This is a genomic window from Marinobacter suaedae, assembly GCF_030519635.1.
In the GTDB taxonomy this organism is placed as follows: domain Bacteria; phylum Pseudomonadota; class Gammaproteobacteria; order Pseudomonadales; family Oleiphilaceae; genus Marinobacter; species Marinobacter suaedae.
In genome coordinates, this window is sequence record NZ_JAUMIS010000001.1 from 135,279 (window position 1) to 151,007 (window position 15,729).

Here is a 15,729-nt window from a genome sequence, read left to right on the forward strand (position 1 = left end):
TATTGCCCTAACTCCAGTTGCGGTATTTTCCATTAGGCAATAAAAGAGCGCAGTACTTAACACGCCCCTTTGCACTTATTCTTCACCCCCCGATGATTACCGTAGGTGCTCCGGCCATAATAGAGCCACCATGCGCTGTCGTGTCACCAATCCGGGCTACCGGCCTGGACCCAACAAGCACAGTAGCGCTTCCTTTCACGATAGTGTCCGGCGGGCCGACACAGACACACGAGTCACCCACGACGGCTGCAGGCAGGCTTCCAATAAGAACCGTTGGCACCCCCGGCCCCACGACAGGACCGCCAACATGGGGCACAGGGGGAGTCCCGGGGGTAACCATAGGGCACATATGGATATCGGTAACACGCGCAGCTGGAGGCATGGGTCTCCCCTTAAAGAAGGGCTAGTTTTCAGCCTTGAGCACGGTTTTCCCCGTTTTCAAAGCCTCCTCAAGGAAAGGCTCACCATCCGGCAGCATTCTAAGCATCGCAAGCAACACCGCCCCGCCACTCATTTTGGCATAAAGTTTTTCCGGAGGCGGCAGCTTCACACCGGAATTCTCGACCACGGAGCCGGTCGAGAATCGCGCGGCCATGGCAGCCATTCCTTCAGGGGTATCCATCCCTGCCAGTTCGGCCAGCTTTGCAGCCTTCTGCCTATTCTCTTCCGTGGGCTTTAATGCCCACTGCTCTGCGGCAATTAGTGCATCCTTGCCTTCGCTTTCAAGCTCGGCATTCTGATCTTTGAGCAACTGACAAGCCCACCAGACAGATTCCCTTGGCGGTAAAAGATGCGCCACGCACAATACCGCTTCCTGAAGACACCCCTGCTCCTCGAGCACTTCCAGTAATCCCATTTCACTGTCAAACATCGGGAGTTTACAGGCGGCTTTTTTCCCAATTCCAACTTCTGCTAACAAGGTGTCAAAACGCATCTGAGTCAGTCCTTCAGTTGATCATGACCACGCCGCCTTTTACCTGTGTCATTCCTGTCGAAGACACCTCCGTGGAAGCCTTACTTTTTGCAGTAACCTGGATACCGTCAATATTGATCATGCCGTTGCTTGTGACGGTAATGCCACTTGCATCAACTACAACGCTTGAGGTCGGCCCCTTCAACTCTATCTTCCCAGTATCGATCGTCAGGGTATTCGGGCCGACACTTAGTTCAATCTTCTGACCCGCCATCACCTCGCTGGCTCCTTCCACATCTAGCAAGGCATTTCCCTGAACTTCCGTTTTTTGATCCCCGTTCACAGAGACTGTCCGATTGTTACCGACCGACAGACTCTGATCGTTCATCACTTCGCCAACTTCATCTCGATCAACAATAACTTTCATATCCCCGGAAGAACGCCAATAGACCTCTTCCTCGCCCGGCATTTCACTGATACTCCATTCACTCCCAGAAGGCACTTTGATACCCATTCGCAAGCCTTCCGTATTGTCATTATCGAACGGCGGCGTTTTGTTTTTGCCGTTGTATACAATTCCGCTCACAACGGGACGCCGAGTATCACCATTAATAAACGTAACGAGTACAGTGTCATCGACCTGTGGCAGAAACAGTGCGCCACTACTGCCATCCCCACCAAATGCCTGGGAAACCGGAATCCAAAAGGATTCCTTTTGCTCATCCCACGGGAACACGACCGTAACCGTCGCCAAGTCCGGCCGTTTTGCGCCTCTGTACTGGGAGTTTTTTACCCGTGCCAGCAACTGTGTGAAGATTGGCCTGGCGTCCTCCTCACGGGAAGGGATTTCTGAATTCTTAGGCATAACCGAGAGTATGCAACTGTAATCAGAACCTGTGTCGAGAGAACTTTCTGCCTGATGGGAAACCGAAAGGATGACAAATTCCTGCTCACTGGAAGGCGTAGCCCCCTCTAAAGCGATCTTCTGTCCTGGGAAAAGCGCTGACGCGTTGGATTCAAAGTTAATGATGTGATGGGCTGCACATTCCCGCTGATGGTAGATTTTTGCCTGGGACCGCTCATCAACTAACGCATAGGATCTCGTACTGGAATCCGATCCGCTAATGACTCCCTGTGCGTAGAGATTCCACTTCACGGAAGTAAGTTCTGGCATCGGATGCTGGGCCATAAATTCCTCTGACTTAAGTGTCGAGTTATTCATGTCGAAGTCCGTTGCTGTAGCGCCCGCACTGAATGCCGAGACCTTCTCATCCCATCCAGTTATTGACTCGACGTTCATTATAAATTCTGTTGGATCAAAAACGAGAGGCGACTTGCGAATGCTCAGGCCCGAAATGCTGTTAAAAAGCACCAATGTATGTGCCCCCATAGCGTGCTCGAAATAAAACGACAAGCCATAGGCAGACAAAACCCGATATAAATAATCAAGATCGGAGACGTTATATTGAATGTCAAAATAGTTGTATTTGAGATCGCATTTGGCAAGGTTACGGACTTTGATATCCCCGTCCATTTCTTTCAACAGCGCTATCACGACCTCATCGGCACTGGCCTGCTTATAAACATGTGTTCGCGCTTTAGTAACGAGACCGGCCTTCCACAATTCGGGAACAATCTTCATCGTGTAGCGCTTCTTGGCTCCGTCACACGAAATCTGGCTGATGCAGCCATGAACGAGCCTTTCCGTACTGTTGGGAATCATAGAGTTGAGTCGAATTGTAGTCGATTTCCCGATGAGGTCATGGGTGTCGAGCGGCGCGCTCCCCGTATGGAGCATTACTAACGAAAAGCTGAACAGTTCAGAAATGGCCTCAGTTCCAAAACATCGAACAGGAAGTAAATCCTTACCAGCCAAAGCTCCTTCGGCAATTTCTACAATTCGAACGTCAGCTCCCATAAATCTGCTCCAAAGCCAGCGCAAAACTGAGTCTTCAAGATAGGGCAACGGCCCCATATTCCGGATTCACATGTCGCGGAAACGCATTATTCAACTCGAGCTGCGGCCAGATCATATATAACCATGATATTATTTCCGTTCTTACCGGATGAATCCGCTCCAGAGAAATCAAACTCAATCTTAGTAAAACTGATACTTAAGGTTTCCATGGGCCGACTTCCCGCATTACTGGAAAAGCTGTAATCGGAAATCATGGCCTCTTCGAGCGTAATTTCACCAACCTTGACAACACCGCCACTATCGCCTGTGCGTACAATCCGTAAAACTGTCTTCTCCGAATTTGCTCCAGTCAGTACTTTTTGCAAAAGCAGGGGCGTAGATGAGTCCATCTGCTTGGAACATATGATTGTCTGCATGTAAGGAAGACCCTGCTCACGGTTACGGACGCTTCCCGCTTCCATGGAGACTTCCCGACTGACACCGAAGCTCATTGACTCCAACGCTATCTGGTCTTCGAACCCGGTGGAGGTGACATCGCCTTTGATTCCTTCAATTTCCAGATAAATCGCCATTGAGATTTCCTCTTGGATTGATTGGATAGCTGATTGGCCTTAGCGAAAAAACAAAAGTTTGTTATGCGCTTTGTTGGTTTAATGTAGTAGGAGAGCAGTACAGGCGAACCATACTTTTGGATGAATTTCTCCCCCCCCTCAGCTAAAGCACCCCTTCCCCAGAATTCCGGCTCACCTAAAACTGGAAAATCCACCATGACAGAGCCCTTTGCATGATTTCATGTCATGAGGCAATCCCGTTACACCGAAGAGAAGATGGCCTTCGCCCTAAAGCAAACCGAACTGGCTACACCGGTCTGGGAAGTCTGTCGCAAGATGGGCGACTCAGATGCTACGTTTTGGAACTGGCGCTATAAGTATGGGTTTCTGAGGCACGCCGCTTGAAGGCCCTAGAAGAAAAGAATCATCGAATCAATAAATTGCTGTTCGAGCCCATGCCGAACAGGGCCGCTCTCAACTGAAAGTACTGACCATTGATGACAAGCGCGAAGCTCTGCACACCAAAACCATTGAGTTCGAACATCGTCGGTTCGGGTATCGGCGTGGGCACCAGCTGCTATGTCCTGAAACGGCTGAGGTGAACCACAAACAGATTTATCGCCTCTTCGGAGAAGCAAGGGTAGCTGTCGGCGAACGCGAGGGTCCTAAAAGCCCGATACTCATTGGCCAATGAGCGCAGAATCTACTGCCTGACGTTTGTAGATAACTTCACCAAGGAATGCACGGCTATTCCGGTACCCATTGGAATCTCAGGAGAACAGGTGGTGAAACGCTGGATCTGTGGGCCTACCGCTATGGCCTAGAGCTCAAACTCATATAGCCTGGCAAACCGTTCCAGAACCGTTATTTTGAAAGCTTCAAAGGAAAATTCCGGAATGGAATGTCTCAAATGAATAATGGTTTCTGAATTCCGATCACGCTCGGGAATAAATCCACCGGTGGCGCTGGGATTACAACAAACGACGTAATATTTATCCGTGAGATGTCAGGTACATCTGGATTTTTCTTCTGTTCTCGAATGTGGAACAACTGATTTAAAAGTAACGGACATCACTCGGGAGCAGTTGGATTAACTTAGGGCTGGTAACCGATTCTATGCGGATTGGCTCCCCGCAAATCTTAGGCTACTTTGTTTCAATAAAGCCCAAAAACATCGCTTGTCTCGCCGTAATTAATCAGGTCTGTGGTATTCGAGCAAATATTGAGGACTCAATATGGAGAATACCGCATTTATCCAAAAATCGATTCTGGTTCTCTTCCTTATCAGTTTGATGGTTGCCTGCGGTGGTGGCAACGGCGGAAATGGGGGTGGCAACGGCGGAAATGGGGGTGGCAAAAGCGGAAATGGGGGGGGCGCCAACGAGCAATCCAGTAACGCCACCTTATCATCGCTGTCAGTTTCTGGAGCAAGGCTTGACCAGATTTTCCAATCAAGTCAAAAGACATACACTTGTTCGGTGGGATTTCTGGCTACTTCAGTAACACTGATTGCGAAGCCTAGCGATGCCGCAGCCAGTATCCGTGTTAATGGCTCGCCGGTCGATTCCGGAAGCGAGTCTTCTTTGATCCCGCTCAATGAAGGTGACAACACGATTGAAGTGATGGTCACCGCTGAGGATGGAAAAAGTGCAGATACTTATACCGTCATAGTTACTCGGGCTACCGCAGAGGACTTTGGCGAGCAGGCCTACCTGAATGCCGACAGCGATGAAGAATTTGGATACAGCGTGGCACTCAGTGGCAATACGCTCGTGGTTGGGGATCCCAACAGAGACATCAGGGGTGACCCGTCCAAGGCGGGTGCCGTTTACGTGTTTGTCCGGGACGGCCCGACTTGGAGTCAGCAGGCCCACCTGAGGGCCAGTAATGCCTACGCTCAGGATCAATTTGGCCTCAGCGTGGCACTCAGTGGCGAGACGCTGGTAGTTGGAGCTACCGGTGAAAGAAGAACAGTTTCCTCCAGTCGCACTTCGGGTGCCGTTTACGTCTTTGTTCGGGACGGCGCGACCTGGCGTCAGCAGGCTTACCTAAAGGTCAGCAATGCCGACAGCGGTGATGAATTTGGATACAGCGTGGCACTCAGTGGCGAGACGCTGGTAGTTGGGGCTCCCGAAGAGGGCCGCACTACCACTGCCGATGAAGCCGATAATTCAGTGCTCAGTTCGGGTGCCGTTTACGTCTTTGTTCGGGACGGCACGTCTTGGAGTCAACAGGCTTACCTGAAAGCCAGCAATTCCGACAGCAATGATCAATTTGGCCACAGCGTGGCAATCAGTGGAGAGACGCTCGTGGTTGGCGCAACTCGCGTGAAGAATGATGTCGAATGGCGCTGGGGTGTTGCACCTGCCCCAACGGGGGCTGCCTACGTATTCGCTCGAAATGGCACATCCTGGAGTCAACAGGCTTACCTGAAAGCAAGCAATGCCGACAGCGGTGATGAATTTGGATACAGCGTGACACTCAGTAACGATACGCTCGTGGTTGGGGCCCCGCGAAGAGGTGTTAGGCCAGGTGCTGCCCACGTGTTCACCCGCAATGGCATTTCCTGGAGTCAAGAGGCTTACCTGCAAGGCGATGCCGGCTACGGTGATCACTTTGGCGGCGCCGTGGCACTCAGTGGCGAAACCCTAGTCGTTGGGGCCAAAACTAGCTCTATCGATAATTCGCCCTATGAGTCAGGGGCTGCCTACGTATTCGCTCGCAATGGCACGTCTTGGAGTCAACAGGCTTACTTGAAAGCCAGCGATGCCGGCTACGGTGATCACTTTGGCGGCGCCGTGGCACTCAGTGGCGAAACCCTAGTCGTTGGGGCTGCCAAGGATTACGAAAAGGGTGCCGTATATATCTGGCAATAATCAATAGCGAAAATCAAACACCGAAAGTGTGTATACCAACACAAATCTCTCTTGGCCAAGGAGGGTATGTAATCCCCTCAGAAAATAATAGAGGTTTTGAGTAGAGACTTTTGCAATCATCGCAAAAGGAGCGACAGATGAAGAAGTCTCGATTCAATGATAGGCAAATCATGGCAATCTTGAAGCAGCATGAAGCTCAGGTTCCGGTGGCTGAGCTGTCCCGAGAACACAGTGTCAGAACTGCGTTGATTTTCCAGTGGCGCTCGAGGTATGGCGGCATAGACGCATCGATGATGAAGCGGTTGAAGGAGCTGGAAGCTTAGATTGCTCGCCTAAAGAAGATGTACGCCGAAGAAAGGCTCAAAGCCGAGCTTCGTCGGGAAGCGCTCGAGGGAAAGCTGTAAGGCCATCTCAACGGCGGGAGATGGCCAGGGAGGGCGTGGCCAAGCATGGCCTGAGTATCCCCCGACGGCTTGTGAGGTACATAGCATCATTGAGACTTGCTATCGCTATCTAGCGAAGCTCGATGCGGAGAATGCGTTGGTGGCTGATTGGCTGTTACGACTTACCCAAATTTACAAACGCTGGGGTTTTGGCCTGTGCTTCCTGTATCCGCGCAATGTAAAGGGCTACACCTCGAACCATAAGCGCGCGTATCGCATTTATCGGGAGTTGGAACTGAACCTGCGCGCCAAGCCCCGACGAAGAATCCAGCGGGATTATCCGGGCGAGCTGGGAGTTCCGACTGCACCAAACCAGATTTGGTCGATGGATTTCATGAGTGATCAACTGGTCAGCGGTAAGACGTTCCAGACATTCAATTTGATCGACGACTACAACCGGGAAGAGCTGGGCACTGAAGTCGATTTGTCGTTACCCGCGCAACAGGTGATTCGTGCACTGAATCAGATCCTTGAATCGCGCGGAAAGCCCGCAGCCATTCGCTGTGACAATGGGCCGGAATATATCTCGCAGTCGCTGATAGACTGGACCAACGAAAACCAGATTACGCTGATCGACATTCAGCCCGGCAAGCCCACTCAGAGTTCCTACATGAACGCTTTAAACGGACCGCACGGCACGAATGGCCTGACTTGCATCGGTTCGAAAGCATTGCCCATGCTCAACTCCTGGCGACGTGACGAAAACAACGCGAACAAGATGATCTCGGCCATGGGAATACGACGTTTTTCCGACGGTCTCGTCGCATCGTCCAGCAGTTTTTCCAACTCACCTAATGACGGACGCCGATCACGCTTTTTGGACTTTCCAATGAGACGTTCTCGTCGGCACGTTTCAATCGCGTCATTCAGAGCATCCAAGGCAGCTTGCAGCCCCCCAGGCAGAACGGGCCGTTCGGAAGACCGCCCGGAGCCAGATAAGATCGTTATTGATACTTTGAGGCTTTACCCTTTTGCCCCGAAAATCGGGCCTCCCCCTCTCAACCACATGACCAACCACTTGCTGGGCTGTCAGTTCGATGGCATCCAGCTCTGCCAAATCGAAGGTTTTCAAAAATTCCAAATGCGCCCGCTTGCTCCGACCGAATCCGGCTCCGAACTCCTCCAGGTACCTGTCAATCAGCTGCTTAATCGTGATATCTCGATATTGGAGCGACATGAACGCCCCCGGAACCTGTAACTCCAGCTCACGGCGTTTAGCCCAACCCGGGCCAGGGCATTGCGATTAAAGGTTCGACTCTCTTGATGTAGCACCTTGCCGTGTCGTTTTATCCGAATATCCACTCGATAGGCGGTCGTGCCGTCCCTCCTAGTCCGAGAGGATATAGACGCCATAACTTATGTCCCATCATCCGTCCGGCCGAAGACCTCATCACTCCAGCACTCAACCCAGAATATCGAGCTAAACGGAGGAGTTGCGTCGTAAAACAGACTTTTTTGACGACATGAAACGAGGCTCGACAAATGCCTATCGCATGAATCTGCCGCCTTGCCTCAAATGGAGGACTTTCCTGATAGAATACGCGGTCACAACGGTTGCACTGCAACCCATGAATGAAGGCGAAAACGCTGTGTTTTCTGGGCCTTAATAAGAGTTCAGATAGCAGTCCTACACGCCGCCTCGTGTAGGACTTCTGTAGCACCGCTATCGAAAACGGTTAAAAGTGGGCATTTAATGAGCAAAATCGACCTCCTCAACACTTCTGAGAATTCAGCCGAAAGCCCCGCCGTTACTGGGCTGGGGCCTTCTCGCCGCTTTTGCGTCGCCCCGATGATGGATTGGACCACCTCCCATTATCGCTACCTAGCCCGTTTGCTCAGCCGCAATACCCTGCTCTACACCGAGATGGTGACCACTGGTGCCCTGATTCATGGCGATACCGAACGCTTCCTGCGCCATGAGGAGGCCGAGTACCCGCTGGCCCTGCAGCTTGGTGGCAGTGATGCGAAGGAGCTGGCGCACTGTGCCGCGCTGGCCGAGAAATTCGGGTTTGATGAGGTCAATCTGAACGTGGGCTGCCCCAGTGACCGGGTGCAGAACAATATGATCGGTGCCTGCCTGATGGGGCACCCGAAAAAGGTGGCCGAAGGAGTGCAGGCGATGATCGAGGCGACGGATCTGCCGGTCACCGTAAAGCACCGGATCGGCATCGATGGCCGGGAATCCTGGGATGATCTGTGTAAGTTTGTGGAGACGGTGGCCGAAGCTGGCTGCAAAACGTTCATCGTGCACGCTCGCATTGCGATCCTGGACGGACTAAGCCCTAAGGAAAACCGGGAAATCCCGCCCCTGAAGTACGACTGGGTGTACCGCCTGAAGCAAAAGTATCCGCACCTGGAAATCATCATCAACGGTGGCATCAAGACGTTCGATGAATGCCACGAGCACCTTCGCCACACGGATGGCGTGATGCTGGGCCGTGAGGCTTACCACAACCCCTGGTTGCTGGCCGGCGTGGATCCGGAGTTCTTTGGCGAAAGCGCGCCTGTGCAGACTCGCCATGAGGCCCTGCGAGCCATGTTTCCGTTTATTGAGTCCGAGCTGGCCCGGGGCGTCTACCTGGGGCATATGACCCGCCACTTGCTGGGCCTTTTCCACGGGCAACCCGGTGGTCGTCAGTTCCGTCGCCACATCAGTGAGAACGCGCACAAACCCGGAGCGAGCCTGGAGGTCCTGGAGGCCGCTCTGGCCAAGGTTCGGGAGCCGGAACCGGCCACTATTGCGGAAGCGTAATCACGCTCTGAACACCGCTGTCTTGTTCCTGTCAGACAGGCCCGTTATTGTAGGCGTTAAAGTCACATTCTGGAGACGAATGTGACAATAACGATCAACCGGGATGACACGCAGAATGAACAAGCTCGAGCAGTTGAAAGCCATGACCACGGTGGTCGCCGATACAGGTGACATTGACGCCATTGCAAAATGGCGACCGCAGGATGCCACTACCAACCCTTCTCTGCTTCTGAAGGCTGCCGCATCTGAGGCTTACCGCCCAATGTTGGATAAGGCGGTGGCCGAAGCCCACAGTTTCGGCGGGTCGGATGCCGAGCAACTGACCATGGCCACCGATACCCTCGCGGTGCTGGCTGGTAAGGAAATTCTTGGCCTGATCCCTGGCGTCGTTTCCACCGAGGTAGATGCCCGCCTGTCCTTCGATACCAACGCCACCGTGGACCGGGCACGTCGCCTGATCGAGCTTTATGACCGCCACGGCGTGGATAGCAGTCGTGTACTGATCAAAATTGCCTCCACCTGGGAAGGCATCCGCGCGGCCGAACAGCTGGAAAAAGAAGGGATCCGCTGTAATCTTACGCTGCTGTTCTCGTTCATTCAGGCCGCAGCCTGCGCCCAGGCCGGCGCTTTCCTGATTTCCCCGTTCGTCGGTCGAATCCTCGACTGGCACCTGGCCAACAGTGGCCGTGATGCTTTCGCTCCGGCGGAAGACCCGGGCGTGCTGTCCGTCTCCCGCATCTACAATTACTACAAGGCTCACGGTTACAACACGGTAGTCATGGGCGCCAGCTTCCGTAACACCGGCGAAATTGAAATGCTGGCTGGCTGTGATCGCCTGACCATCAGCCCTGCCCTGCTTCAGGAACTGCAGGATGACGAAGGTTCACTCACCCGCCAATTGATGGCCGATGGTGCCACCTCCCATGATCGGCTGGGGGCTATCGATGAATCCCTGTTCCGCTGGGAGTCCAACGAAGACGCCATGGCAACGGAAAAGCTGGCCGACGGCATCCGCCGCTTTACCGTTGACCAAATTGAACTGGAAAACCGGGTCAGGCAATTGGCGAAAGCTGCATAACGCAGCCTGATCAACACGCTGCACGAACGCTATGCTTGAGCAACTGAAAAAACTCTTTGCCGCACCAGAAAGTGCAAACGAGAAGCCCGATCCCCATCAACTGGCGATCGCCTCTACGGCATTAATGGTTCAGCTGGCCCGCATCGACCGGGATCAGGACGACCGCGAGCTTCAGACCATCGTCGACTGCGCGGTGAAGGCGCATCAAGTGTCTAAAGAGGAAGCACAGTCTATCCTTGAGGATGCACTTGGCCACGCCGATGACGCCACCTCCCTGTACGAATTCACCGGCCAGATCAATGAACACCTGGATCAGCAGGCCAAGCAGGCTCTGCTGGTGAATATCTGGCAGGTAGCCTTTGCCGATGGCCGCATCGACAAGTATGAAGAACACCTGATCCGCCGGATGGCCGAGCTCCTGCATCTGAACCACCGGGAATACATGCAGGCCCGGCATCAGGCAGAAGCCCGCACACAGCCGAAGACTTGAAATAAGGAGCTCCCATGTTAGCTATCCTTCATCCGGATACCGAGTTGGACAGCGAAGCCTACCGGCAGACCATGAACCATCTGGAGAACCTGCCCGGGGTCTCCGTGCGGGTTCACCAGGTCCAGGGTTCGAGCCAGCGGCTAACCGAGATTTACCTGTTGGGCGACACCAAATCCCTGAGCAAAGACGAAATTGCCGCCCTGCCGGCAGTGGAACGAGTCATCCGCATCTCTGATGAATACCGCATCCTGGGACGCCACAAAGACGACCGTCGGCAAAGCGGCTTCAGCTACAACGGTGTCGAGTTCAGCCAGTCCAACCTGAACGTGTTCGCTGGCCTGTGCGCCGTGGACATTCCGGAGCACGTTGAGATCATGATGCAGGCTCTGGAAGAGCACGGTCAGGTGTGCACCCGTATGGGCGCTTACAAACCCCGCACCAACCCCTATTCTTTCCAGGGGCATGGCAAAGGCTGCCTGCCGTGGGTGTTCGAAAAAGCGGGCAAGCATGGCATCAAGGTGATTGCCATGGAGATCACCCATGAGAGTCACATCGAAGAAATCGATGCGTGTCTCGAAGCACTGGGGCGGCCAACCGGCGTGATGTTGCAGGTGGGCACCCGAAATACCCAGAACTTTGAATTGTTGAAAGCCATTGGCCGCCAGAGCACCTATCCGGTGCTTCTGAAGCGTGGTTTTGGCATCACACTCAACGAATCCCTGAATGCGGCGGAATACCTGGCCAGTGAAGGAAATGCTAATGTGGTGTTCTGCCTGCGCGGCATGAAGACCGAAGCCGGCCAGCCACACCGAAACATGGTGGATTTCGCCCATGTGCCGGCGGTAAAACGATTGACCCGCATGCCTGTGTGCGTGGATCCGTCCCACTCCGTGGGCAGCCGGGATAAATCCCCGGACGGCATTCTGGACGTCATGCACGCCACCGCTCAGGGCGTTATCGCCGGTGCCAACATGGTGCTGGTGGATTTCCACCCGAAACCGGAAAAAGCCCTGGTAGACGGTCCCCAGGCTCTGCTAATGAGCGAACTTCCCGCTTTTCTGGAAGATGTTCAGCTTTGCCACGACACCTGGAAGAAGCGCCAGGCCATTTTTGAACGCCTGAAACAGAGTGAATCAACGGAATGATCGTCTACGGACACCGTGGGGCCAAGGGAGAAGCCCCGGAAAACACCCTACCCGGCTTTATCCATGCCTACCGAAACGGCATCCGGCATTTTGAACTGGATCTGATCCTGTCTAAAGACGGCAAACCGGTGCTGATACATGACCTGACCGTCGACAGGACCACCAGCCACAAAGGCAGCGTAGCCAGCTATACGGCGGACGAACTGGCCGGCATGGATGCACGAAAAAACACCAGCTCCTGGCCAAGTCCCGTGGGTATCCCCAGCCTTGAGGGATTGCTGGATCAGTTTGATGACCTTGAACACCTGCAGCTTGAGGTCAAGAGCGATAAACGGCAACGCCTCAATGTGCTGTGCAACCGGCTGACCGAAATCATCCAGCGCCGGGACCTTTACCAGAAGGTGGCCATAACCTCGTCGGATACCTGGCTGCTCAAGGAAGTAAAGCGCCGCAACAAACACATCCGTACTGGTTTGGTCGCTGAGCGGAAATTCCCCAAGCCCCTGAGCATGGCACTGAAATTCGACTGCGATTACCTGTGCCTGAACTGGAAGCTCTGTTCAAAGAGCCTGGTGGAAAGCGCAAACCGAAGGGGGATGCATGTGTCCGTGTGGACGGTAAACCGGATTCACGACATGCTGGTGATGGAGACAATGGGCGTCGACAGCATCATTACCGATTACCCGACCAGCACCCGGATGTTTTTTGATAACCGGGCTAAATCCCAACTGACCCTGCCCAATACAACCAATGAAATGATTGCGGCCAGCGAGGTGCTGACCGCACGCTGAACCGGATCAGAAGATCCGGTTCAGGCCATTCAGAGCCGCGACCCGGTAGGCTTCCGCCATGGTCGGGTAATTGAAGGTGGTGTTGATGAAGTAGTTGAGGGAGTTAGCCTCGCCTTCCTGGTTCATGATGGCCTGGCCGATGTGAACGATCTCGGCTGCCTGATCCCCGAAGCAGTGGATACCCAGAATCTCACGGGTCTCCCGGTGGAACAGGATTTTCAACATGCCCACCGCTTCACCGGTGATCTGCGCCCGAGCCAGATCCTTGAAGAAAGCCTGCCCCACTTCGTAAGGCACCTTGGCTTCCGTCAGCTCACGCTCGGTTCGGCCAACAGAACTGATCTCCGGAATGGTATAGATACCAGTCGGAACATCCGACACATATCTGAAATATTCATCCTCGACGATATCGGAAGACGCAGAACGCCCCTGATCGTAGGCGGCACTGGCCAGGCTCGGCCAACCAATCACATCGCCTGCCGCGTAGATGTTTTCCACCTCAGTGCGGTAATGCTCGTCCACCGCGAGCTGGCCACGACCGTTAGGTACCAGCCCCACGTTCTCAAGGTTCAGTTTATCCGTATTACCGGACCTCCCGTTACACCACAGGAACGCATCGGCCCGGATCTTCTTGCCGGACTGCAGGGACAGAACCACACCGTGGTCATCCCCTTCCACAGATTCGTACTGCTCGTTATGACGCACCAGCACGCCGTTATTGCGCAGGTGGTAACTCAGGGCATCGGAGATCTCATCGTCCAGGAACGACAGCAACCGGCTACCCGGGTTGATCAGATCCACTTTCACCCCCAGACCGGCGAAAATAGACGCATATTCGGAACCGATAACGCCTGCACCGTATATGATCAGGGTGCGGGGCGTATGGGACAGGTTCAGAATGGTGTCAGAGTTATAAATACGGTGGTGACGGAAATCCACATCGGGCGGCAGGTAAGGGCGAGATCCCGTGGCAATAATGCACTGCTTGAAGTGCAGGGATTCAACGGACTTGTTACCCCGAATTTCCAGACGGTTCTTGTCGATGAAGGAAGCCCGCCCATTGATCAGATCTACCCGGTTGCGGGCGTAGAATTGGGTACGGAGCTTCACCTGTTTCCCGATCACCTTCTGGGCACTCTGCAATACCCGCGGGAAGGAGAACCAGCGGGGGTCACCGATGTCACGGAACATCTGGTTGGTGTTGAAAGTGATGATCTGCTTCACCGAGTGACGCAGTGCCTTCGACGGAATGGTGCCCATATGGGTACAGTTTCCGCCCACCATGGGCTTGTCTTCGATGATGGCGACTCGCTTGCCATGCTTGGTCGCATTCATCGCCGCCCCTTCACCGGAAGGCCCGGCGCCGATAACGACGACGTCGTAATGATGTTCTGCCATGCCTGCAGCAACTCCTTCTCTACGCCGTAAAAGTTTTTATGTTTTTAGTTTGTTTTTATCCGTTGTCGGGCTTGCTGGCGTCGTAAGCCAGTGGTTCCGCCTTGCCGGCTTCACGAGCAACCCGCTCGTTTTCTTCTTCACATTTCTGGGTATTACCACCGCAGATGTCACAGGACTGGCTGATGCCCAGGGCACCGATGCCACCACAGGTGCCTTTGATCGGCTTGCGCCCGAAAATCACACCAACCGACATGGCTGCGACCAGCAGCACAACAATGAACAGTACGAGTAAAAAGGTACCCATAATACCCTCGCTTATTGAGTCACGTAGGACGAAAAGGCCGGCGTCTGATGGGTTTCGAAGCCGTCTTCCGTCCGGATAATGAAGTACGCGGGAATGTTCTCCCGCACCGCGAGCGCCTCGGCCCGCTCATACCCCATCACATTGAATCCAGTGGCCAGCGCATCGGCGGTCATGCAGTCATCGGCGATCACCGTAACCGACGCCAGATTATGCGTAATAGGCCTACCCGTTGAAGGATCTATTGTATGAGAGTACCGGCGGCCTTCCGATTCGTAATAGTTACGATAATCTCCGGACGTTGCCATTGCTTTATTGTCCAATGCCACGACCCGATTAACCTGCCGTTCGCCCGAGGTCGGCGTTTCTATCGCCAGTCGCCAGGCATCGCCGCCGGGTTTCCGACCCTGCACCCTGACCTCGCCGCCAATCTCCACGAGATAGGCACCAATACCTTCACTGTCTAGGTATCTAGCAACCGCGTCAACCCCGTAGCCCTTGGCAATCGCTGACAAATCAATGTACTGACTCGTATCCGCACGCAGACCTGGTGTGAGCGACCTCAGCTCCAGGTGTTCGTATCCCGTTTCAGACAGTGCTGAGGCCAGCTCATCTTCTGAGGGGACCACCTCAGGCCGGGCCTCGGGCCCAAAGCCCCAGAGATTCACCACCGGACCAATGGTTACGTCGAACGCACCACCGGTAAGTTCTGAGATCTCTTGCGACCGCTTGAGTACTTCAAACAAAGGTTCGGACAGAGAAATCCACTCGGACTGGTCTTCAGTGCGATTCAGCACCGACAGTTCGGAATCCTGCCGCCAGGTGGACATGGACGCATCAACGGCCTCTAGCTCGGCTTCAATGCCCTCGGCCAGTTGCTGCAACCGCGCCTCGTCCTCCGGCAAAACCACACTGATGTGGTAGCGGGTACCGAAAACCGGGCCGGAGATCTCCCAGATTTTTTCTTCCGGCTCAAACGAACAACCCGCCAGAGCGGTCATGGCCAGCGCGAAAAACACGCTGACCAATCCCCCCCTGACGGGTCGGAACATGCGGGATGTCATCAGGACTGA

14 protein-coding genes and 1 pseudogene are annotated in these 15,729 nt (G+C 54.0%); 8 read left to right on the plus strand and 7 right to left on the minus strand.

Annotated elements, in window-relative coordinates; genetic code table 11:
- Positions 1-82 precede the first annotated feature (82 nt).
- The 4 genes from QVZ43_RS16470 to QVZ43_RS00560 all read right to left on the minus strand — a co-directional run bounded on the left by QVZ43_RS16470 (position 83) and on the right by QVZ43_RS00560 (position 3,403).
- Positions 83-382, minus strand: a complete 300-nt coding sequence (locus QVZ43_RS16470) for a PAAR domain-containing protein (RefSeq protein ID WP_420890879.1) — start codon at positions 380-382, stop codon at positions 83-85.
- A 21-nt stretch (positions 383-403) separates the two neighbouring features.
- On the minus strand, positions 404-934 hold the full coding sequence (locus tag QVZ43_RS00550) for a DUF6931 family protein (RefSeq protein WP_302908461.1): 531 nt from the start codon (positions 932-934) through the stop codon (positions 404-406).
- A gap of 13 nt (positions 935-947) precedes the next feature.
- Positions 948-2,831, minus strand: coding sequence for a type VI secretion system Vgr family protein (locus QVZ43_RS00555; RefSeq protein ID WP_302908462.1), 1,884 nt, complete (start codon positions 2,829-2,831; stop codon positions 948-950).
- Positions 2,832-2,917: 86 nt separating this feature from the next.
- The gene (locus tag QVZ43_RS00560) at positions 2,918-3,403 is read right to left on the minus strand and encodes an Hcp family type VI secretion system effector (protein WP_302908463.1); all 486 of its coding nucleotides are present in this window, start codon (positions 3,401-3,403) and stop codon (positions 2,918-2,920) included.
- Positions 3,404-3,628: 225 nt separating this feature from the next.
- Here QVZ43_RS00560 and QVZ43_RS16475 point away from each other — a divergent pair, with 225 nt between their 5' ends.
- From QVZ43_RS16475 to QVZ43_RS00595, 8 genes and pseudogenes are all read left to right on the plus strand, one after another.
- On the plus strand, positions 3,629-3,787 hold the full coding sequence (locus QVZ43_RS16475; RefSeq protein ID WP_420890880.1) for a transposase: 159 nt from the start codon (positions 3,629-3,631) through the stop codon (positions 3,785-3,787).
- Positions 3,788-4,674: 887 nt separating this feature from the next.
- The gene (locus tag QVZ43_RS00565) at positions 4,675-6,258 is read left to right on the plus strand and encodes a cadherin-like beta sandwich domain-containing protein (RefSeq protein ID WP_302909622.1); all 1,584 of its coding nucleotides are present in this window, start codon (positions 4,675-4,677) and stop codon (positions 6,256-6,258) included.
- Positions 6,259-6,395: 137 nt separating this feature from the next.
- Positions 6,396-7,397: pseudogene (locus QVZ43_RS00570) on the plus strand (IS3 family transposase); the annotation flags it as partial.
- Between the two features lie 997 nt (positions 7,398-8,394).
- Positions 8,395-9,453, plus strand: coding sequence for a tRNA dihydrouridine(20/20a) synthase DusA (gene dusA, locus QVZ43_RS00575; protein WP_302908464.1), 1,059 nt, complete (start codon positions 8,395-8,397; stop codon positions 9,451-9,453).
- A 115-nt stretch (positions 9,454-9,568) separates the two neighbouring features.
- Positions 9,569-10,531: a transaldolase gene (gene tal / locus QVZ43_RS00580; protein WP_302908465.1), complete on the plus strand. Its 963-nt coding sequence runs from the start codon at positions 9,569-9,571 to the stop codon at positions 10,529-10,531.
- A 31-nt stretch (positions 10,532-10,562) separates the two neighbouring features.
- Complete coding sequence (locus QVZ43_RS00585; RefSeq protein ID WP_223793824.1) at positions 10,563-11,021, plus strand: tellurite resistance TerB family protein; 459 nt, start codon at positions 10,563-10,565, stop codon at positions 11,019-11,021.
- Between the two features lie 14 nt (positions 11,022-11,035).
- Positions 11,036-12,166: a 3-deoxy-7-phosphoheptulonate synthase gene (locus QVZ43_RS00590; RefSeq protein WP_223793825.1), complete on the plus strand. Its 1,131-nt coding sequence runs from the start codon at positions 11,036-11,038 to the stop codon at positions 12,164-12,166.
- A complete protein-coding gene (locus QVZ43_RS00595) occupies positions 12,163-12,957 on the plus strand; it encodes a glycerophosphodiester phosphodiesterase (RefSeq protein ID WP_302908466.1) in 795 nt (264 codons plus the stop codon). The genes QVZ43_RS00590 and QVZ43_RS00595 overlap by 4 nt, the downstream gene beginning before the upstream one ends.
- A gap of 6 nt (positions 12,958-12,963) precedes the next feature.
- Here QVZ43_RS00595 and sthA read toward each other — a convergent pair whose 3' ends face one another.
- Genes sthA through QVZ43_RS00610 form a run of 3 tightly spaced genes read right to left on the minus strand, consistent with a single transcriptional unit; the run spans position 12,964 to position 15,720 of the window.
- Positions 12,964-14,355: a Si-specific NAD(P)(+) transhydrogenase gene (gene sthA, locus QVZ43_RS00600; RefSeq protein ID WP_223793827.1), complete on the minus strand. Its 1,392-nt coding sequence runs from the start codon at positions 14,353-14,355 to the stop codon at positions 12,964-12,966.
- A 55-nt stretch (positions 14,356-14,410) separates the two neighbouring features.
- Positions 14,411-14,659, minus strand: a complete 249-nt coding sequence (gene nqrM, locus QVZ43_RS00605) for a (Na+)-NQR maturation NqrM (protein ID WP_223793828.1) — start codon at positions 14,657-14,659, stop codon at positions 14,411-14,413.
- A gap of 11 nt (positions 14,660-14,670) precedes the next feature.
- Positions 14,671-15,720 carry an FAD:protein FMN transferase gene (locus QVZ43_RS00610; RefSeq protein ID WP_302908467.1) on the minus strand — a complete coding sequence of 350 codons (1,050 nt, stop codon included), beginning with the start codon at positions 15,718-15,720 and terminating at the stop codon, positions 14,671-14,673.
- Positions 15,721-15,729: the final 9 nt, after the last annotated feature.